At 69.1% G+C, this 18,658-nt stretch carries 19 protein-coding genes; 1 reads left to right on the top strand and 18 read right to left on the bottom strand.

Annotated elements, in window-relative coordinates; genetic code table 11:
• Positions 1 to 3 precede the first annotated feature (3 nt).
• Genes aspS through HD557_RS10705 form a run of 3 tightly spaced genes read right to left on the bottom strand, consistent with a single transcriptional unit; the run spans position 4 to position 3,826 of the window.
• A complete protein-coding gene (gene aspS, locus HD557_RS10715) occupies positions 4 to 1,788 on the bottom strand; it encodes an aspartate--tRNA ligase (protein ID WP_008356851.1) in 1,785 nt (594 codons plus the stop codon).
• Positions 1,785 to 3,134, bottom strand: coding sequence for a histidine--tRNA ligase (gene hisS, locus HD557_RS10710; RefSeq protein ID WP_196873877.1), 1,350 nt, complete (start codon positions 3,132 to 3,134; stop codon positions 1,785 to 1,787). The genes aspS and hisS overlap by 4 nt, the downstream gene beginning before the upstream one ends.
• Positions 3,131 to 3,826, bottom strand: coding sequence for an MBL fold metallo-hydrolase (locus tag HD557_RS10705; protein ID WP_196873876.1), 696 nt, complete (start codon positions 3,824 to 3,826; stop codon positions 3,131 to 3,133). The genes hisS and HD557_RS10705 overlap by 4 nt, the downstream gene beginning before the upstream one ends.
• A 187-nt stretch (positions 3,827 to 4,013) precedes the next feature.
• On the opposite strand from HD557_RS10705, the gene HD557_RS10700 reads away from it, so the two are divergent.
• Positions 4,014 to 5,252 carry a DUF349 domain-containing protein gene (locus tag HD557_RS10700; protein ID WP_008356854.1) on the top strand — a complete coding sequence of 413 codons (1,239 nt, stop codon included), beginning with the start codon at positions 4,014 to 4,016 and terminating at the stop codon, positions 5,250 to 5,252.
• A gap of 79 nt (positions 5,253 to 5,331) precedes the next feature.
• Here HD557_RS10700 and HD557_RS10695 read toward each other — a convergent pair whose 3' ends face one another.
• The 15 genes from HD557_RS10695 to pgsA form a co-directional block, all read right to left on the bottom strand.
• The gene (locus HD557_RS10695; RefSeq protein ID WP_231380254.1) at positions 5,332 to 5,487 is read right to left on the bottom strand and encodes a hypothetical protein; all 156 of its coding nucleotides are present in this window, start codon (positions 5,485 to 5,487) and stop codon (positions 5,332 to 5,334) included.
• Positions 5,488 to 5,624: 137 nt separating this feature from the next.
• Complete coding sequence (locus tag HD557_RS10690; RefSeq protein ID WP_008356856.1) at positions 5,625 to 7,940, bottom strand: RelA/SpoT family protein; 2,316 nt, start codon at positions 7,938 to 7,940, stop codon at positions 5,625 to 5,627.
• Positions 7,941 to 8,002: 62 nt separating this feature from the next.
• Positions 8,003 to 8,569 (bottom strand): adenine phosphoribosyltransferase, encoded by a 567-nt coding sequence (locus tag HD557_RS10685; RefSeq protein WP_196873875.1) that lies wholly within the window; start codon positions 8,567 to 8,569, stop codon positions 8,003 to 8,005.
• Positions 8,566 to 9,804 carry a protein translocase subunit SecF gene (gene secF, locus HD557_RS10680; protein ID WP_008356860.1) on the bottom strand — a complete coding sequence of 413 codons (1,239 nt, stop codon included), beginning with the start codon at positions 9,802 to 9,804 and terminating at the stop codon, positions 8,566 to 8,568. Before secF ends, HD557_RS10685 begins: the two co-directional genes overlap by 4 nt.
• Positions 9,804 to 11,519, bottom strand: coding sequence for a protein translocase subunit SecD (secD, locus tag HD557_RS10675; RefSeq protein ID WP_196873874.1), 1,716 nt, complete (start codon positions 11,517 to 11,519; stop codon positions 9,804 to 9,806). The genes secF and secD overlap by 1 nt, the downstream gene beginning before the upstream one ends.
• Positions 11,520 to 11,527: 8 nt before the next feature.
• Complete coding sequence (yajC, locus tag HD557_RS10670) at positions 11,528 to 11,905, bottom strand: preprotein translocase subunit YajC (protein WP_196873873.1); 378 nt, start codon at positions 11,903 to 11,905, stop codon at positions 11,528 to 11,530.
• Positions 11,906 to 11,992: 87 nt separating this feature from the next.
• Positions 11,993 to 13,075: a Holliday junction branch migration DNA helicase RuvB gene (gene ruvB, locus HD557_RS10665; RefSeq protein ID WP_008356866.1), complete on the bottom strand. Its 1,083-nt coding sequence runs from the start codon at positions 13,073 to 13,075 to the stop codon at positions 11,993 to 11,995.
• A gap of 6 nt (positions 13,076 to 13,081) precedes the next feature.
• Positions 13,082 to 13,684 carry a Holliday junction branch migration protein RuvA gene (gene ruvA, locus HD557_RS10660; RefSeq protein ID WP_196873872.1) on the bottom strand — a complete coding sequence of 201 codons (603 nt, stop codon included), beginning with the start codon at positions 13,682 to 13,684 and terminating at the stop codon, positions 13,082 to 13,084.
• Positions 13,685 to 14,233 (bottom strand): crossover junction endodeoxyribonuclease RuvC, encoded by a 549-nt coding sequence (gene ruvC, locus HD557_RS10655; protein WP_008356869.1) that lies wholly within the window; start codon positions 14,231 to 14,233, stop codon positions 13,685 to 13,687.
• 145 nt (positions 14,234 to 14,378) lie between these two features.
• Positions 14,379 to 14,621 (bottom strand): DUF6458 family protein, encoded by a 243-nt coding sequence (locus HD557_RS10650; RefSeq protein WP_196873871.1) that lies wholly within the window; start codon positions 14,619 to 14,621, stop codon positions 14,379 to 14,381.
• 116 nt (positions 14,622 to 14,737) lie between these two features.
• On the bottom strand, positions 14,738 to 15,505 hold the full coding sequence (locus tag HD557_RS10645; protein WP_008356873.1) for a YebC/PmpR family DNA-binding transcriptional regulator: 768 nt from the start codon (positions 15,503 to 15,505) through the stop codon (positions 14,738 to 14,740).
• A 107-nt stretch (positions 15,506 to 15,612) separates the two neighbouring features.
• Entirely contained in the window at positions 15,613 to 16,185 is a 573-nt protein-coding gene (gene pdxT, locus HD557_RS10640; RefSeq protein ID WP_196873870.1) for a pyridoxal 5'-phosphate synthase glutaminase subunit PdxT, read from the bottom strand.
• Positions 16,182 to 17,078 (bottom strand): pyridoxal 5'-phosphate synthase lyase subunit PdxS, encoded by an 897-nt coding sequence (gene pdxS / locus HD557_RS10635; RefSeq protein ID WP_196873869.1) that lies wholly within the window; start codon positions 17,076 to 17,078, stop codon positions 16,182 to 16,184. The genes pdxT and pdxS overlap by 4 nt, the downstream gene beginning before the upstream one ends.
• A gap of 90 nt (positions 17,079 to 17,168) precedes the next feature.
• Positions 17,169 to 17,942, bottom strand: a complete 774-nt coding sequence (locus HD557_RS10630) for an inositol monophosphatase family protein (RefSeq protein WP_008356878.1) — start codon at positions 17,940 to 17,942, stop codon at positions 17,169 to 17,171.
• Positions 17,939 to 18,559: a phosphatidylinositol phosphate synthase gene (gene pgsA / locus HD557_RS10625; RefSeq protein WP_196873868.1), complete on the bottom strand. Its 621-nt coding sequence runs from the start codon at positions 18,557 to 18,559 to the stop codon at positions 17,939 to 17,941. The genes HD557_RS10630 and pgsA overlap by 4 nt, the downstream gene beginning before the upstream one ends.
• Positions 18,560 to 18,658: the final 99 nt, after the last annotated feature.

Raw genomic sequence — 18,658 nt, 5'->3', positions numbered from 1 at the left:
GCCTCAGTTCGCCGATTCGCCCTCGGCGGCGGCCGGAGCCGCAGGCTTCGCGTCGACACCGGCCTCCTTGCGCTGCTCCGGGGTGATCGGCGCCGGGGCGGCGGTGAGCGGGTCGTAACCGGCACCCGTCTTCGGGAAGGCGATGACGTCGCGGATCGAGTCGGTGCCGGCCAGCAGGGCGACGACGCGGTCCCAGCCGAACGCGATGCCGCCGTGGGGCGGGGCGCCGAACTTGAAGGCCTCGAGCAGGAAGCCGAACTTCTCCTCGGCCGCCTCCTCGCCGATCCCCATCAGGTCGAAGACCCGCTTCTGGACGTCCTCGCGGTGGATACGGATCGACCCACCGCCGATCTCGTTGCCGTTGCAGACGATGTCGTAGGCCCAGGCGATGGCGTTGCCCGGGTCCTTGTCGAAGCTTTCGACGTCCTGCGGGCTGGTGAACGCGTGGTGGACCGCGGTCCACTCCCCCGCGCCGACCGCGACGTCACCGGACTCGACCGCCTCGGAGGCGGGCTCGAGCAGCGGCGCGTCGACGACCCACAGGAAGCTCCACTCGCCGTCCTTGCGGAGGTCGAGGCGGTTGCCGATCTCCAGGCGGGCGGCACCGAGCAGCGAGCGGCTCGACTTGGGGGCGCCGGCGGCGAAGAAGATGCAGTCGCCGGGGTTGGCACCGACGTGAGCGGCCAGGCCGGCGGCCTCGGTCTCGGAGAGGTTCTTGGCGACGGGGCCGGTCAGCGAGCCGTCCTCCTGGACCAGGACGTACGCCAGGCCCTTGGCCCCGCGCTGCTTGGCCCAGTCCTGCCAACCGTCGAGCTGGCGTCGCGGCTGGCTCGCGCCACCCGGCATCACCACGGCACCGACGTAGGGCGCCTGGAAGACGCGGAACGTCGTCTCGGAGAAGTAGTCGGTGCACTCGGTGATCTCGATGCCGAAGCGCAGGTCGGGCTTGTCGGAGCCGTACTTCGCCATCGCGTCGGCGTAGGTCATCCGCGGCAGCGGGAGCGGCACGTCGTAGCCGATCAGCTTCCACAGCGCGGCGACGATCTCCTCGCCGAGCGCGATCACGTCGTCCTGCTCGACGAAGCTCATCTCGATGTCGAGCTGGGTGAACTCCGGCTGGCGGTCGGCGCGGAAGTCCTCGTCGCGGTAGGCACGGGCGAGCTGGTAGTAGCGCTCCATGCCGCCGACCATGAGCAGCTGCTTGAACAGCTGCGGGGACTGCGGCAGCGCGTACCACGAGCCCGGCTGCAGACGCGCCGGGACGAGGAAGTCACGAGCGCCCTCGGGGGTGCTGCGGGTCAGCGTCGGGGTCTCGATCTCGACGAAGTCGTGGGCAGCGAGCACGTCGCGGGCAGCCTTGTTGGCCTTCGAGCGCAGGCGGATGGCGTTGCCCGGCGCGGTGCGGCGCAGGTCGAGGTAGCGGTGCTTGTAGCGGACGTCCTCGCCGACCTCGACGTGGTCGTCGATCGGGAACGGGAGAGGTGCGGCGGCGGAGAGGACCTCGAGGTCCTTGGCGACGACCTCGATCTCGCCGGTGGCGAGGTTGGGGTTGCGGTTCTCCTCGGTGCGCGCGACGACCTCGCCGGTGACCTTGATGCAGTATTCGTTGCGGAGGGCGTGGGCGATCTCCTCGTCGCGGACGACGACCTGGACCACGCCGCTGGCCTCACGCAGATCGAGGAACGCGACCCCGCCGTGATCGCGTCGGCGGCCTACCCAGCCGGCGAGGGTCACGGTCTGGCCGACGTGCTCGGCACGCAGGGTGCCGGCGTCGTGGGTGCGGATCACTTCTTCTCCTCGGTGTTCGCGACGACCTGGGGCTTCAGGTCGCTCTCGTTCTGGGGCGTCCAGGTCGCCGGGTCGGCCGGGACCTGGTCGCCGGTGCGGATGTCCTTGATCTCGTAGCCGCCTTCGGTGGCGAAGAGGACGTACGGGATGCCGCGGCGCTCCGCGAAGCGGATCTGCTTGCCGAACTTGGCGGCGTTGGGCGAGACCTCGCAGGCAACATTGTGGGCGCGCAGCGCCTGGGCCGCCTCATCGGCGCTCGCACGGCTCTCCTCGTCGGCGACCGCGACCAGCACGGTGCTCGGGACCTTGCGGTCCCCGTCGAGCACGCCCTTCTGCACCAGCGGCACCAGGACGCGGCTGACGCCGAGCGAGATCCCGACGCCCGGGTAGGTCGTCCTGCCGTCGCTGGCGAGCGCGTCGTAACGCCCACCGGAGCAGATGCTGCCCAGGCTCTCGTAGCCGTCCAAGCGGGTCTCGAAGACGGTGCCGGTGTAGTAGTCCAGGCCACGGGCGATGCTCAGGTCGGCCACGACGCGTACGGACTCGGTGTTCAGCGGGGCCGTGGCGTTGATCAGCGTGGCCAGCTCGGAGAGGCCCTCGTCGAGCAGCTCGCTCTCGACACCGAGGCCACGCACCTTCTCCACGAAGGAGTCGTCGGTGGCGGTGATCGTGGCGAGCTCGAGGCACTTGGCGGCCTGCTCGTCGCTCAGCCCGGCCTCGGAGACCAGCAGCTTGCCGACCTCCTCGGCGGGCATCTTGTCGAGCTTGTCGATGAGCCGCATGGTCTCCTCGACGTCGGGGGCGCCGAGACCGGCGTAGAAGCCCTGGATCAGCTTGCGGTTGTTGACCTGGAGCGTGAAGCCGGGCAGGAAGGTCAGCTTGCCGAGCGCCTCGAGCATGACCCGGGCGACCTCGACGTCGTGGTGGAACGGCAGCGTGTCGCGCCCGACGATGTCGATGTCGGCCTGCGCGAACTCGCGGAAGCGGCCCTCCTGCGGGCGCTCTCCGCGCCAGACCTTCTGGATCTGGTAGCGGCGGAAGGGGAACTCCAGCTTGCCGGCGTTCTCCAGCACGTAACGGGCGAACGGGACGGTGAGGTCGAAGTGGAGTCCCATCCCCTTGTCGCGAGACTCGTCCTGCTCCTGGAGCCGCTTGAGGACGTAGACCTCCTTGGAGGTGTCGCCCTTGCGCAGCAGCTGGTCCATCGGCTCGACGGCGCGGGTCTCGATGTTGCCGAAGCCGTGCAGCTCGAAGGTGCGGCTCAGGGTCTCGATGACCTCGCGCTCGACGACGCGCTGGCTGGGCAGGAACTCCGGGAAGCCGGAGAGCGGTGTTGGCTTGTTCATGGTGTGGTGATCAGGTCCTGGAGAAACGGGTTGGTGGCGCGCTCGCGCCCGATGGAGGTCTGCTCGCCATGGCCGGGGAGCACCACGATGTCGTCGGCGAGGGGCAGCACCTTGGTGGTCAGGGACTGCAGCATCGTGGCGTGGTCACCGCCGGGGAGGTCCGTACGCCCGATGCTGCCCGCGAAGAGCAGGTCGCCGGAGAACATCACGTCACTGACCTCGGCGTGGTCGGGGTAAGGAGTCCGGAAGGTGACCGACCCCTCGGTATGCCCGGGCGTATGGTCGATCAGGAAGCTCATCCCGGCCAGGTCGATGGCCTGACCGTCGCGCAGCTCGCGGACGTCGTCAGGCTCCACGAAGTCGTAGGTCCCCGCCGGCATGCCGAGCAGCATCTGCGCCGACTCCGGCGAGATGCCCTGGAGCGGATCGGCCAGGAGGTGACGGTCGTTGGGGTGGATCCAGGCGGTGGAGTCGTACGTCCTGCTCACCGGGGTCACGGACCACATGTGGTCGACGTGGCCGTGGGTGAGGAGCACGGCGACCGGCTTGAGGCGCTGCTCGCGGACGATCTCCTCGATGCCCTTCGCGGCGTCCTTCCCGGGGTCGATCACGACGCACTCGGTGCCCGGACCGGTGGCGGCGACGTAGCAGTTGGTGCCCCACGGACCGGCGGGAAAGCCTGCGATCAACACGAGAAACACCCTATCCAGCGGTACAGTGCAGCGCCGCATCGTGGCGTCTGACTACGATGGGCATCCCGAGGTGTGTCGGGACACCACGGGGACCTGCAAGTTGAGCCGACCGGGACTGTGACGAGCACGGTGTCCGGCGGGGGAGATTTCATAGAGGTTAGCGCCTCATGCGAAGAGTAGGGACATTGTGACCAGCGAGCAGTGGGGTCGGGTCGAGGAAGACGGAACGGTCTACGTGAAGACCGCAGAGGGCGAGCGTTCCGTGGGGCAATACCCGGAAGGCACGCCAGAGGAGGCGCTTGCCTTCTTCACCAACCGGTTCGACCAGCTCGCCTTCGAGGTCGAGCAGCTCGAGCGGCGGGTGCATGCGGGCAAGACGTCGCCCGACGAGGCGACCGCGGCGGTCAAGACCGTCGTCGAGAAGGTGACCGATGCCAACGCGGTCGGCGACCTGGCCTCGCTGGTGGCGCGGCTGGAGGCGCTGGCCCCGGTCATCGCCACCCAGCGCGAGGCCCGAAAGGCCGAGCGGGCCGCGAAGGCGGCCGAGGCGAAGGTCGCCAAGGAGGCCCTCGTCACCGAGGCCGAGAAGCTGGCCCAGAGCAACGACTGGCGCAACGGCGCCAACCGGCTGCGGGAGCTGCTCGACCAGTGGAAGGCGCTCCCCCGCATCGACCGTTCCTCCGACGACGCGCTGTGGCGGCGCTTCTCGACCGCGCGTACGGCCTACACGCGCCGGCGCAAGGCCCACTTCGCCGAGCTCAACGCTCGCCGCGAGGACGCCAAGGTGATCAAGGAGCGGATCATCGCCGAGGCCGAGCAGCTCTCCTCCTCCACCGACTGGGGACCCACCGCCGGCCGCTACCGCGACCTGATGCGCGACTGGAAGGCCGCCGGGCCTGCGCCCAAGGACGTCGACGACAAGCTCTGGAAGCAGTTCCGGGCCGCCCAGGACGTCTTCTTCGGTGCCCGCGACGCCGCCAACGCAGCGCTCGACGCCGAGTTCGCGCAGAACGCCGTGGTCAAGGAGGGGCTGCTCGCCGAGGCGCAGGAGCTGCTCCCGCTGCTGGAGAAGGGCGACGACCTCGACGGCGTCAAGCGCTCCTTCCGCGACATCGCCGACCGCTGGGACGAGGCCGGCAAGGTCCCGCGCGACCGCATCAAGGAGCTCGAGGGCGCGATGCGCAAGGTCGAGCAGGCCATCAAGTCCGCCGAGGACGACCAGTGGCGCAAGTCCGACCCGGAGAAGTCCGCTCGTGCCGACGACATGATCGCCAAGCTCGAGGAAGCCATCGCGCAGGTCGAGAAGGACCTCGACAAGGCCCAGGCCTCGGGTGACGCCCGGAAGGTCAAGAGCCTCGAGGAGAACCTCGAGTCGCGTCGTCAGTTCCTGGAGATGGCCAAGCGCGCCAGCGCCGACTTCTCCTGATCCTCACGCCGACTCGGCGCATCTGTCTCGAGCAGAAGCGCCGAGTCGGCTCATCTTGACCAGAAGGCTCGGCGAGTTTCTACATGCTGGCGCCGCCGAAGTAGTCGCCCTTACCTGAATTGTTGCGCTTGATGTTGCGTACGTCCTCGGGGTCGACTCCCTTGGGAGCCATGCCGAGCGATATCGACGCCAAGCCGATGATCAGGACTACGCCGACGATGATGAGAATCCACATGAACACGGTGTGCTCCATCCCTAGGGCGCCCGAGTCGACGCGTCTTTACCTTATAACAACCGCGCGGGCCGAAATGTCCCCTTGTTGAGACATTCGTGCCGACTCGACTCCGCGGGGTGAGCAGATGAGCCGGGTGGCTACTGGGTGACGCGGTAGGCGTCGAAGACGCCGGGGACGGTGCGTACCTGCTTCAAGACGGTGTCGAGGTGCTTGGAGTCGGCCATCTCGAAGGAGAAACGGGACTTCGCGACGCGGTCGCGGGTGGTGGTGAGCTGGGCGCTGAGGATGTTCACGTGGGCGTCGGAGAGCGCCATCGTGATGTCCGACAGGAGCCGGGCCCGGTCCAGGGCCTCGACCTGGATGTTGACCAGGAAGACCGAGTTGGAGGTGGAGCCCCACTCGACCTCGAGCAGCCGCTCGGGGTGGGAGCGGAGCTCGGCGGCGTTGGTGCAGTCGGTGCGGTGGACCGAGACTCCCCCGCCCTTGGTGACGAAGCCGAGGATGTCGTCGCCGGGCACCGGGGTGCAGCATTTGGCGAGCTTGACCCAGACGTCCGGGGATCCCTTGACGATCACCCCGGCGTCGGAGTTGGTGGCGGAGACCTTGCCGTGGCGACGGCGGCCGACGTTGATGGCCTCGGCGAGGTCCTCGGCGGCGCCGTCGTCTCCGCCGTGGTCCTCGATGACGCGACGTACGACCGCTTGGGCGGAGAGGTGGCTCTCACCGACCGCGGCGTAGAGCGCCTCGACGTCGGCGAGGTCGAAGTGGTCAGCGGCGAGCATGAGCGACTCGCGCGACATCAGCCGCTTGAGGGGCAAGCCCTCCTTGCGCATGAGCCGGGCGATCGCGTCCTGGCCCTTCTCGATGGCCTCGTCGCGGCGCTCGCGGGTGTACCACTGCCGGATCTTCGCCTTGGCCCGATTGGACTTGACGAAGGAGGTCCAGTCCTTCGACGGACCGGCGTTGGGCGACTTGGAGGTGAAGACCTCGACGACGTCGCCGCTCTCCAGGGTCGACTCCAGCGGCACCAGCCGGCCGTTGACGCGGGCGCCGATGGTCTTGTTGCCGACCTCGGTGTGCACGGCGTAGGCGAAGTCGACCGGGGTCGCGTCGGCGGGCAGCGCGATCACGTCGCCCTTGGGCGTGAAGACGTAGACCTCGGTGCGCTTCATCTCGAAGCGGAGCGACTCCAGGAACTCGCCGGGGTCGTTGACCTCGGACTGCCAGTCCATGAGCTGCTTGACCCAGCTCATGTCGTTGTCCATCGGCCGGTCGGTGTCGACACCGTTGCGGCCGTCCTCCTTGTACTTCCAGTGCGCGGCGACACCGAACTCGGCGCGGCGGTGCATGGCGAAGGTGCGGATCTGCAGCTCGACCGGCTTGCCCTGCGGGCCGATCACGGTGGTGTGCAGCGACTGGTACATGTTGAACTTCGGCATCGCGATGTAGTCCTTGAACCGCCCGAGGACGGGGTTCCACCGCGAGTGCAGGATGCCGAGGACGGAGTAGCAGTCACGCTCGTCCTCGACCAGGATCCGGATGCCGACCAGGTCGTTGATGTCGGAGAAGTCCTTACCGCCGACGATCATCTTCTGGTAGATCGAGTAGTAGTGCTTCGGTCGCCCGGTGACGGTCGCCTTGATCCGGGCATCGTGCAGGTCGCGCTCGACCTGGTCGATGACCTGGGCCAGGAACTTCTCCCGCGACGGGTTGCGGTCGGCGACCAGGCGGACGAGCTCGTCGTACATCTTCGGGTAGAGGGTCGCGAAGGCGAGGTCCTCGAGCTCGAACTTGATGGTGTTCATACCGAGCCGGTGGGCCAGCGGCGCGTAGATGTCGAGGGTCTCGCGGGCGCTGCGCTCCTGCGACTTCTGCGGGACGTAGCGCAGCGTACGCATGTTGTGCAGGCGGTCGGCCAGCTTGATCACCAGGACCCGAATGTCCCGGGACATCGCCACGACCATCTTGCGGATCGTCTCGGCCTGCGCCGAGTCGCCGTAGGTGACCTTGTCGAGCTTGGTGACGCCGTCGACGAGGTGGGCGACCTCCTCGCCGAAGTCGCGGGTGAGCTCCTTGAGCGTGTAGGGCGTGTCCTCGACGGTGTCGTGCAGCAGGGCCGCGACGAGGGTCGGCTCGGTCATGCCGAGCTCGGCGAGGATCGTGGTCACCGCCAGCGGGTGGGTGATGTAGGGATCACCGCTCTTGCGCATCTGGGTGCCGTGGAGGCGCTCGGCGGTGACGTAGGCCCGCTCCAGAAGGGCCAGATCGGCCTTGGGGTGGTTGGACCTGACCGCCCGGAACAACGGCTCCAGCACAGGATTGCCCGGCGCGCCACGACCACCGATCCGGGCCAGACGCGCACGTACGCTACGACCCGACGGGGCCGGGCCACTGCTCTCCCGCGCCTCGATGTTGTGCGCACGAGGCTGCGCGACGATGCGATCCTCTGCCATGTAGCGAGTCTACCGGCCGCACCCGGAGCATTGGCTAGGACGGCACCTGCATGATGGACCTGTCAACTGACCAACAGCGAGTGCACCGGAGTGTCCGGCAGCTTGCTGCGCGGGTCGAGGAAGCCGAGCTCGAGCAGCACCGAGACGCCCGCGACGACGCCGCCGCAACGCTCGACGAGCTCGATCGTGGCCGCCGCGGTGCCACCGGTCGCGAGCACGTCGTCGATGACCAGCACCCGCTCCCCCGGCGCGACCGCGTCGGTGTGGATCTCCAGGGTGGCCTCGCCGTACTCCAGCGAGTAGGAGACCGCGTGGGTCTCGCGGGGCAGCTTGCCGGCCTTGCGGACGGGCACGAAGCCGACGCCGAGATGCAGCGCCGCGGGAGCGCCGAGGATGAAGCCTCGCGACTCCATGCCGAGCACCTTGGTGACGGTCACGGTGCCGTCGGCGTCGCGCGCCGGTGCGGCGAGCGCCTCGACCACCTGGCTGAAGCCGGCGTGGTCGGCCAGCAGCGGGGTGATGTCCTTGAAACCGACCCCCGGCTCCGGGAAGTCGGGGACGTCGGCGACCAGCCGCTCGAGGGTTTCCTCGAGCGACCGGCCGCTGGCGGCCGTCTCGGAGACAGTCACTTGCGCTTCGACCTCGACTCGCGCTTGGGCTGCGGGCGCCCGGCGGCGCCGCTGTCGCTCACCTCGCGGTGGGAGGAGGGTACGTTGCGCCCTCGCCCGAGCGCGGAGCTGTTGGGGCTGGTGCCCCGGCTGACGCCGGCCTCGTGCAGGTCCTCTGAGGAGGACTCGCGGAGCTCGTCCGGCTCGCCATCGGCAACCGCCATGCCCTCGTCGAAGACCGGCACCGCGGCGTACTTGTCGGCTTCCTTCATCCGCGCGGCGGCCCGCTTCTCGGCGTCGACGACGTCCTTCTCCTTCGACTTCAGGTGCACCAGGAGCGGGGTGGCGATGAAGATCGAGGAGTAGGTGCCGACGGCCATACCGACGAAGAGGACCAGCGAGATGTCCTTCAGCGAGGAGGTGCCGAGCTGGACGGTGCTGACGTAGAGGATCGCGACGACCGGCAGCAGACCGATGATCGAGGTGTTCACCGAACGGACCAGCGTCTGGTTGATCGCCAGGTTGGCGGCCGAGGCGTAGGTCTGCTTCTTCTGCGACAGGTTGCGGGTGTTCTCCTTGACCTTGTCGAAGACCACCACGGTGTCGTAGAGCGAGTAGCCGAGGATCGTCAGGAAGCCGGTGACCGTCGCCGGGGTCACCTCGAAGCCGACGATCGCGTAGACGCCGACCGTGATCACCACGTCGTGGGCCAGGGCGACGACGGCCGCGACCGACATCTTCCATTCCCTGAAGTAGATCCAGATGAACAGGACCACGCCGACCAGGAAGATGCCCAGCGCGAGGCCCGCCTTGGAGGCCACCCGCTGACCCCAGCTGGGGCCGATGCCGGTGCGGCTGACGTCGTCCTCGGCCACGTCGGCGGTCTTGGTGATCGCCTCCATGATCGAGTCGTCGGCCTTGGAGTTGTCGGCGATCGCCTTGGTCTCGATCACGATCGACTTGCTGCCGGAGGTGCGCACGGTGGCGCCGTCGGCGGCCTCGACCGCGGTGTCACCCACGGCCGTACGCAGGTCGTCGGCCAGCTTCTGGTCGGCCTGCGCGACGGTCACGGTGTAGCGCGTGCCGCCGGTGAAGTCGATGCCGAGGTTGATGCCCTGGAGCCAGACACCGAGGACGACCGCGACGAGCACGACACCGGAGGCGGCGTACCAGACCATCCGGCGGCCGACGAAGTCGAAGGACTTCTCGCCGGTGTAGAGCTCCTTGCCGAGCCGCGAGAAGGAGAACTTGCTCATCAGGCCTTGCCTCCGACCAGAGTGGTGCCCTTGGGGGCGTCGACGGTGCCGATAGCGCGCTTGTCCATGCCGGAGAGCACGTGGCCCTTGTTGAAGAAGCCCCAGCCGGCCATCAGCTTGGTCATCGGGTGGGTGAACCAGAAGAACACCAGCACGTCGATGAGCGTGGTCAGGCCGAGCATGAAGGCGAAGCCCTTGACCTCGTTGGTCGCGAACACGTAGAGCACGAACGCGGCCAGGAACGAGACGCCGTCGGAGGCCAGACAGGTGTTGCGGGCCCGGACCCAGGCGGTGTCGACGGCCACCCGCATCGAGCGGCCCTCACGCATGTCGTCACGCATCCTCTCGTAGAGGATGATGAAGGAGTCGGCGGTGATGCCGATACCGACGATCAGACCGGCCACACCCGGAAGGTCCAGGGTGACGCCGGCGGTCTCGCTGAGCAGCAGGATCATCCCGTACGTCCCGGCACCCGCCACGATCAGCGACCCGATCACCACGATGCTCATCGCGCGGTAGTAGAGGACCGAGAAGATCACCACGAGGATCAGGCCGATCAGACCGGCCCAGAGTCCGGCGGTGAGCTGGTTGCCGGCCAGGCTCGGGCCGATCACCCGGGTCTGGATGCCGTCGTCGGGGAAGTCGAGCGGCAGCGAGCCGTACTTCAGGTTGTTGGCCAGCGACGCGGCGGTCTCCTGGGTGAAGTCTCCGCTGATCTGGGCGCCGCCGCTGATCCGCGACTCGGCGGTCGGGGCGGAAATGACCTTGGCGTCCAGGACGATCGCGAACTGCTCGCCGGTGCCGGCGATCGCGCCGGTGGTGTCGGCGAAGACCTTGTTGCCCTTGGACTTGAAGTCGAGCGTCACGACGTAGTTGGCCTGCTGCTGCGGGATGCCGTAGGAGGCCTCGTCGATCTCGGTGCCCTCGATGACCGCCGGGGTCAGCAGGTAGGGAACGCCGTCGTTGTCGCAGGTCAGCAGCGGCTTGCCGGGGATGTCCTCGGCCGGCTCGGCACCCGGGGCGGGGCAGCTGAAGGAGTTGTAGGCGGTCGCCCACTCCTGCGGCACGTTGCGCATGAAGTCGACCGCGTCGTCGACCTTGACGACCGCGTTGTCGTTCTGCTTTTCGGGCTTGGCGCTCGCCGAGGCCGACGGGCTGGCGCCCGCGGACGGCTTCTCGGAGGCCTTGTTCGAGGCCTTGTCGGAGGCGCTCGCGGTCTCGGTGGGGCTGGCGGTCTCGCCGCCGAACGGCGCCCGCGGGGAGGTGCCCGGAACGGTGCCGGTCGACGGGTCCTCGATCATCGAGCCGCCGGCGTCGGCGCCCGCGCCGCACTGCTTCTGCGGGCTGCAGGCGACCAGGCGGAAGCGGAGCTTCGCGGTCTGGCGAACACGCTCGGCGGTCTCCTGCTGCACCTTGCCGGTGCCGGGGATCGAGACCTTGATGACGTCGTTGCCCTCGGTGGTCACCCGGCCGCCGGTGATGCCGGAGCCGTTGACCCGCTGGTCGATGATCGCCTTCGCCTCGTCGAGGCTCTCCTTCGGGACGGAGCCGCCCTCGGAGTTCTCGGCGGTCATCGAGATCTCGGTGCCGCCACGGAGGTCGAGGCCCAGCTCGGGCTTCCAGGTGCCGGCGAACGCGATGCCGCCGAACATGATCGCGATCGCCAGGAAGAGCAGTGCGAGTGTCCGCCCTGGGCGCGCGGTCTTGCGTGCCATGAGTTCGGTCAGTCCTTCTTGTCGAGGTCCACGATGACGTTCTCGGCATCGGCAGAGGTCTCGTCGGCCGTAGCCTCGACCTCGGTCTTCTCGCCGGACTCGTCGTCGGACTCGTCGGAGTCCTCGGCGGGCGCCTCGGTGACCTTCTGGGCCACCGCCTGGCGCACGACCTGGATGACGACGCCGTCGGCGATCTCGACCTTGATGTTGGTGGTGGTCTCCTCGACCTCGGTCACGGTGCCGAAGAGCCCGGCGGTCAGCATCACCCGGTCACCCGGCTGGAGGTTGAGCTGGAGCTCTCGAGCCTCCTTCGCACGCTTCTGCTGCGGCCTGATCAACAGGAAGTAGAACAGGACGATGATGACGATGAAAGGAAGGAATTCCACGGGGGTTCGGCTCCGACAGTCTGAGTGGTGGCCGGCAGGCGCACGGCGACGTGCAAGTCTAACCAGGCACCTGGTTGGGACTGTGAATCAGGCCTCATCCCAGAGCGTGTCCCTCGACCATGCCGCTGCCTCGGCGCTGGCCGGGACCGGCAGCCCGAGGTGCTCCCATGCTGCCGGGGTCGCGACACGGCCCCGCGGCGTACGGGCCAGGAAGCCGCTGCGCACCAGGAACGGCTCGGCGACCTCCTCGACCGTCTCGCGCTCCTCCCCCACCGCGACGGCGAGCGTGGAGATGCCTACCGGGCCGCCGCCGAAGCGGCGGCACAGGGCGTCGAGGACGGCCAGGTCGAGGCGGTCCAGGCCGAGCGGGTCGACCTCGTAGAGGTCCAGGGCCTTCTGGGCGACCTGCTGGGTGACCGTGCCGTCGGCCTTGACCTGGGCATAGTCGCGTACGCGGCGCAGCAGCCGGTTGGCGATGCGTGGCGTGCCGCGGGAGCGGCCGGCGATCTCGGCGGCGCCGTCGTCGCGGAGGGTGACCTCGAGCAGGCCCGCGGAGCGGCGCACGATCAGCTCGAGGTCTGCCGGGTCGTAGAGCTCCAGATGGCCGGTGAAGCCGAACCTGTCCCGCAGCGGGCCGGGGAGGAGCCCGGCGCGGGTCGTCGCGCCGACCAGCGTGAACGGCGGCAGGTCGATCGGGATCGCGGTCGCACCCGGGCCCTTGCCGATGACGACGTCGACCCGGAAGTCCTCCATCGCCAGGTAGAGCATCTCCTCGGCGGGGCGGCTCATCCGGTGGATCTCGTCGACGAAGAGCACCTCGCCCTCGTTGAGCCCGCTCAGGATCGCGGCCAGATCGCCCGCGTGGGTGATCGCGGGTCCGCTGGTGATCCGCAGGGGTGCCGACATCTCGGCGGCGATGATCATCGCGAGCGTGGTCTTGCCGAGTCCCGGCGGCCCGGACAGGAGTACGTGGTCAGGGGCCCGCTCGCGCTGCCTCGCCGCCTCCAGGACGAGACTGAGCTGCTCGCGGACGCGCTGCTGGCCGATCAGCTCGTCGAGGCTCTTGGGGCGCAGCGCGGCCTCGACCGCCCGGTCGTCCCCGTCGGCCTCGGCGATCGTCAGCGAGGAGAAGTAGTCCTCCTCGGCTGCGGTCAGGTCGTCCTCGTGCATGAGTGCCTATGCCTTCGAAAGAGTACGCAGGGCCGCCCGCAGCAGCAGCGAGATGTTGGCCTGGTCGCCGGCCTCCGGCTCGATGGCGGTGACCGCCTTGTCGGCGTCCCGGGCGTTGTAGCCCAGGCCGATGAGGGCCTCGGTGACCTGGTCACGCCACGGTGCCGCGCCCTGCTGGACCGCCGCCGGGGCCGAGGCGCTGCCCGTGGGCACGCCGATCCGGTCCTTGAGCTCCAGGATCACCCGCTGGGCGCCCTTCTGACCGATGCCGGGGACCTTGGTGAGGGTCTTGGCGTCCTCGGTCGAGATGGCCAGCCGGATGCCGTCGGGCGAGAGCACCGCGAGCATCGCCTGGGCGAGCTTCGGGCCGACGCCGGAGGCGGTCTGGAGGAGCTCGAAGAGCGTGCGCTCGTCGGTGTCGGTGAAGCCGAAGAGGGTCAGCGAGTCCTCGCGCACGACCAGGCTCGTCGGCAGGTGCGCCTCCTCGCCGGTGCGGAGCGTCGCCAGGGTGTTGGGCGTGCAGAGCAGCTCGATGCCGATGCCGCCGACCTCGACGACGGCGGTGGAGAGACTGACGGCGGCGACCTTGCCGCGCACGGACGCGATCATCTACGGGACCCTTCTGTTGAGCACATCTGTTGAGCGCCGCCCTGCCGCGGCCACCGCGGCTTCGATGCGGTTCTGGGCGCCTCCGCGCCACTGGTGGGTGATGGCCAGCGCGAGCGCGTCGGCGGCGTCGGCGGGCTTCGGCGGGGTCGGGAGCCGCAGGATCCGGGTCACCATCGCGGTCACCTGGGCCTTGTCGGCCCGGCCGTTGCCGGAGACCGCGGCCTTGACCTCGGACGGGGTGTGCAGGGCGACCGGGAGACCGCGCCGGGCGGCACAGACCATGGCGAGACCGCTGGCCTGGGCCGTACCCATGATCGTGGAGACGTTCGAGCGCGCGAAGATCCGCTCGATCGCGACCGCGTCGGGCCGGTGCTCCTCGATCCAGGCGTCGATCCCCTTCTCGATGCTCACCAGGCGCTCCCAGACAGGCAGGTCTGCCGACGTACGGATCACTCCGACGTCCACCATCGACAGCGGTCGACCGAGCGAGCCGTCGACCACGCCCATCCCGCACCGGGTCAGGCCGGGGTCGATCCCAAGCACGCGCACTGGAGCACCTCTTCCACAACGACCGAGCCGGCCGGGTGTCGAACGTCTGTTCGCAGACTACCGGTCGGCTGCTGCCTCCGGGCCCGCGACACCCTCATTCAGGAGGATGTGACGTGCCCGGAGGTCCGAGGTCGAGGCTCCGGGCTCACAGAGTGTCGGTGCGTCGCTCCTCGACGGTCTCCGTGCCGTCGGCATGCCTCCGCCTCGCGACCGTGCGTGACCGACCTCCGGTGTTCAGGGTCACAGCGGTCAGGATCAGCACCACGGCTCCGACAGCGGCCAGGATCCAGCCGACCAGGGTCAGATCGACCCCACTGACCGAGACATGCACAGCCAACGCCAGGACAAGTCCGACGACGAGCAGAATGGCTCCTACGCCGTATCCCATCGTGTACTCCTTCCGGTGCGAACCGGCCTCGTGGCGGTTCGTGACCTTCCGGGTACCCAGCATCCGGCCCGAGAATGAGCCGTACGGCCCAACTCGCAGCTCGATCAGCGGAGCGATCAGGCGTCGACGGTCTCCATGACCTCGTCGGGGATGTCGGCGTTGGAGAAGACGTTCTGCACGTCGTCGAGGTCGTCGACGGCGTCGATGAGCTTGAAGACCTTCTCGGCGGACGAGGCGTCGGCGACCGGGATGTCCATGCTCGCGACGAACTGGACCTCGGCGGAGTCGTAGTCGATCCCGGCGTCCTGGAGAGCGGTGCGGACCGCGACCACGTCGCTGGGGTCGGAGACGATCTCGAAGGACTCACCGAGGTCGTTGACGTCCTCGGCACCGGCGTCGAGGGTGGCCTCGAGCAGGTCGTCCTCGGTGATCGTCTTCCCCTCCTGGGCCTTGGCCACCACGACGACGCCCTTGCGGTCGAAGAGGCGCGAGACCGAGCCCGGGTCGGCCATGGTGCCGCCGTTGCGGGTGACCGCGGTGCGGACCTCCATGGCCGCCCGGTTGCGGTTGTCGGTCAGACACTCGATGAGGAGGGCGACACCCTGGGGGCCGTAGACCTCGTACATGATCGTGTCGTAGCTGACGCCGCCGCCGTCGAGCCCACCGCCGCGCTTGACCGCGCGGTCGATGTTGTCGTTGGGGACCGACTGCTTCTTGGCCTTCTGGATCGCGTCGTAGAGGGTCGGGTTTCCGGCCGGGTCGGGACCGCCGGTCTTGGCCGCGATCTCGATCGTCTTGATGAGCTTGGCGAAGAGCTTGCCGCGCTTGGCGTCGATCGCCGCCTTCTTGTGCTTGGTCGTTGCCCACTTTGAGTGGCCGCTCATCGTTGAACCGTCCTTTGCCCCACGTCGTCGTCTCTGCTTGTCGAGCCGCCACCGGAGTCGTCACAGGGCAGCAGGTGCCCATTCTAACTACGTGGCGTGCGGCACCGTCAGCAGCAGGTGTCCAGGAACAGCCGGTGCAGGCGGTCGTCGGCGTTGACCTCGGGGTGGAAGCTGGTGGCCATCAGCTGGTTCTGGCGTACGGCGACGGGGTGACCCTCGACGCTCGCCAGCACCTCGACGCCGTCACCGATCTCCTCGACCCAGGGTGCCCGGATGAAGACGCCGTGGACCGTTCCGTCGATGCCGGTGACCTCCAGGTCGGTCTCGAACGACTCGGTCTGCCGCCCGAAGGCGTTACGCCGCACCGTCATGTCGAGCCCGCCGATGGTCTCCTGGCCTGCCGCCCCGTCGAGGAGGCGGTCGGCCAGGAGCACCATGCCCGCGCAGGTGCCGAGCGCCGGCATCCCGGTGCGGACACGGTCGCGGAGCGGGTCGAGCAGCTCGAACGTACGGGCAAGGCGCCACATCGCCGTCGACTCACCGCCGGGGATGACGAGGGCGTCGCACGCGTCGAGCTCCTCCCTCCGCCGCACGGAGGTGCCCTTCACCCCCAGCCGGTCGAGGGCGGCGAGGTGCTCGCGGACGTCGCCTTGGAGGGCGAGTACGCCGACCGTGGTCACCAGCCGCGCTCCGCGAACTGGATCGACCGGGCGGGCTCGTCGACGTTGATGCCGACCATCGCCTCGCCGAGACCACGCGAGACCTTGGCGACGACGTCGGGGTCGTCGTGGAAGGTGGTCGCCTTGACGATCGCCTCGGCGCGCTGGGCCGGGTTGCCGGACTTGAAGATGCCAGAGCCGACGAAGACGCCCTCGGCGCCGAGCTGCATCATCATCGCGGCGTCGGCCGGGGTCGCGATGCCGCCGGCGGTGAACAGGACCACCGGGAGCTTGCCGTTCTCGGCGACCTCCTTGACGAGCTCGTAGGGGGCCTGGAGCTCCTTGGCCGCCACGTAGAGCTCGTCGTCGGCGAGCGCGCCGAGGCGGCGGATCTCGCGGCGGATCGTACGCATGTGGGTGACGGCGTTGGAGACGTCGCCGGTGCCGGCCTCGCCCTTGGAGCGGATCATCGCCGCGCCCTCGGTGATGCGGCGCAGGGCCTCGCCGAGGTTGGTCGCACCGCACACGAACGGCACGGTGTAGGCCCACTTGTCGATGTGGTTCTCGTAGTCGGCCGGGGTCAGCACCTCGGACTCGTCGATGTAGTCGACGCCCAGGGACTGCAGCACCTGCGCCTCGGCGAAGTGGCCGATGCGGGCCTTGGCCATGACCGGGATGGAGACGGCCTCGATGATGCCGTCGATCATGTCGGGGTCGGACATGCGGCTCACGCCGCCCTGGGCGCGGATGTCGGCGGGGACGCGCTCGAGCGCCATCACCGCCACCGCCCCGGCGTCCTCGGCGATCTTCGCCTGCTCGGGGGTGACCACGTCCATGATCACGCCGCCCTTGAGCATCTCCGCCATCCCGCGCTTGACGCGCGAGGTTCCCGTCTCATTCGTGCTTGTTGCCATGGTGCGATCGTAGGTCGGGATCGGACGTACGCCACCCTCGGAAAGGCCTGGTCAGGCCACTGTTCCCAAAGTGGACTGCTAGGAGGCCACTCAGGAGGCCAGTGCTTCGACCGCTTCGGCGACCGCGGCCGGGGCGCCGGCCAGGGACCAGAGGACGCCGCCCGCCTCGACCTGGGCCGTGGTGCCGCCGGCGCCGAGGACGAGGGCCGCCCCGGGGAGGCGGTCCCAGTCGGGGACGGAGTGCTGGAGAAAGAGGTGGAGCTTGCCCTGGGCGATGGCGGTCAGGTCCATCGACCCGGAGCCGAGGATCCGGATGGAGGCGGCCTGGCTCGCGACGCGGACGTAGGCCTCGCCGACCGGGTGCCTCAGCTTGGCCGGGTGGAGGTAGGTCGTCAGGCAGGCCAGGGCGAGCGGCGTGTCGAGCACCGCGTCGAGCCTGACCCCGTTGCGGGTGGTGGGCAGCTCGGGTCCACCCACGTAGACGGCGTCCTCGGCCGGCGAGTAGACGGCGCCCAGGACCAGATCGTCCCCGTCGGTCAGCGCCAGCGCCGAGCACCACCAGTCGAGCCCGCGGACGAAGTTGTAGGTGCCGTCGACCGGGTCGATGGTCCACACCCGGCCCGTTGTCGACTCGCGGGCCGACCCCTCCTCGCCCAGCACGCCGTCACCGGGGTGCTCGGACGCGAGCCGGTCGACGATCGCCTTCTCGGCGGCCTTGTCGGCGGCGGTGACCAGGTCGGAGACCGAGGTCTTGGTCTCGATCGAGTCGCCGATGCCCGCGCTGCGCATCTTGGCGGCGAGAGCGCCGGCGCCACGGACGAGCTCGGTGGCCAGGCGTACGTCGGCAGCGCTCGGCGCGGTCACGAGGCGGCCTCCTCGGCGAGAGCCTGCCTGCGGACGGTCCACACGCGCTGTCCCACGGTGACCGTCGAGGCGACCGCGAGGATCCACAGCGCGACGTAGATGAGGAGGTCGAGGTCGAAGATGCCGGCGAAGCCGGTCAGCACCAGGACGAGGACGAGACGGTCGGCGCGCTCGGCGATGCCGACGTTGGCGGTGAAGCCCAGCGACTCCGCGCGGGCGCGGGCGTAGGAGGTGACCGCGCCCATCACCACGCACCACAGGGTCAGCGCGAGGTAGAGGTCGGAGTCGCCCGGGCCGGCGAAGTAGAGCGCCAGGCCGCCGAAGACCGCGCCGTCGCCGATCCGGTCGAGGGTGGAGTCCCAGAAGGCGCCGAACTTGCTCGTGCGGCCGACGGCACGCGCCATGGCGCCGTCGATCAGGTCGCTGAAGACGAAGCAGGTGATGAAGATGGTGCCGGCCAGGAGCTCGCCGCGCGGGTAGAACGCCAGCGCGCCGACCGCCACTCCGAGGGTGCCGACGAGCGTGACGGCGTCGGGGCTGATCTTCAGTGCGATGAACAGCCGGACGATGGGCGCGAGGACGACTCCCTGGACGAAGCCTTTGATGTGATCCAACATGGCGCGGCCACGCTATCGGATACCGCCGAGGCGTCAGCGCCGCGCGCCGAAACGTCACCCACATTCTGCCGAGGCGTCACTCACGTCGGGCGAGGCGTC

The sequence above is a fragment of the Nocardioides luteus genome (genome assembly GCF_015752315.1).
In the GTDB taxonomy this organism is placed as follows: Bacteria; Actinomycetota; Actinomycetes; order Propionibacteriales; family Nocardioidaceae; genus Nocardioides.
Note: the sequence above shows the minus strand (reverse complement) of the source record. Positions and strands in the feature narration are given on the sequence as shown.

Bases quoted from the DNA above. Each gene is read 5' to 3' on its own strand.
- HD557_RS10645 (WP_008356873.1), bottom strand. From the start codon at position 15,505: ATGAGCGGCCACTCAAAGTGGGCAACGACCAAGCACAAGAAGGCGGCG.
- hisS (WP_196873877.1), bottom strand. From the start codon at position 3,134: ATGAACAAGCCAACACCGCTCTCCGGCTTCCCGGAGTTCCTGCCCAGC.
- ruvB (WP_008356866.1), bottom strand. From the start codon at position 13,075: ATGCACGAGGACGACCTGACCGCAGCCGAGGAGGACTACTTCTCCTCG.
- HD557_RS10695 (WP_231380254.1), bottom strand. From the start codon at position 5,487: ATGTGGATTCTCATCATCGTCGGCGTAGTCCTGATCATCGGCTTGGCG.
- ruvA (WP_196873872.1), bottom strand. From the start codon at position 13,684: ATGATCGCGTCCGTGCGCGGCAAGGTCGCCGCCGTCAGTCTCTCCACC.
- HD557_RS10690 (WP_008356856.1), bottom strand. From the start codon at position 7,940: ATGGCAGAGGATCGCATCGTCGCGCAGCCTCGTGCGCACAACATCGAG.
- secD (WP_196873874.1), bottom strand. From the start codon at position 11,519: ATGGCACGCAAGACCGCGCGCCCAGGGCGGACACTCGCACTGCTCTTC.
- HD557_RS10650 (WP_196873871.1), bottom strand. From the start codon at position 14,621: ATGGGATACGGCGTAGGAGCCATTCTGCTCGTCGTCGGACTTGTCCTG.
- secF (WP_008356860.1), bottom strand. From the start codon at position 9,804: ATGAGCAAGTTCTCCTTCTCGCGGCTCGGCAAGGAGCTCTACACCGGC.
- pgsA (WP_196873868.1), bottom strand. From the start codon at position 18,559: ATGTTGGATCACATCAAAGGCTTCGTCCAGGGAGTCGTCCTCGCGCCC.
- pdxS (WP_196873869.1), bottom strand. From the start codon at position 17,078: ATGGCAACAAGCACGAATGAGACGGGAACCTCGCGCGTCAAGCGCGGG.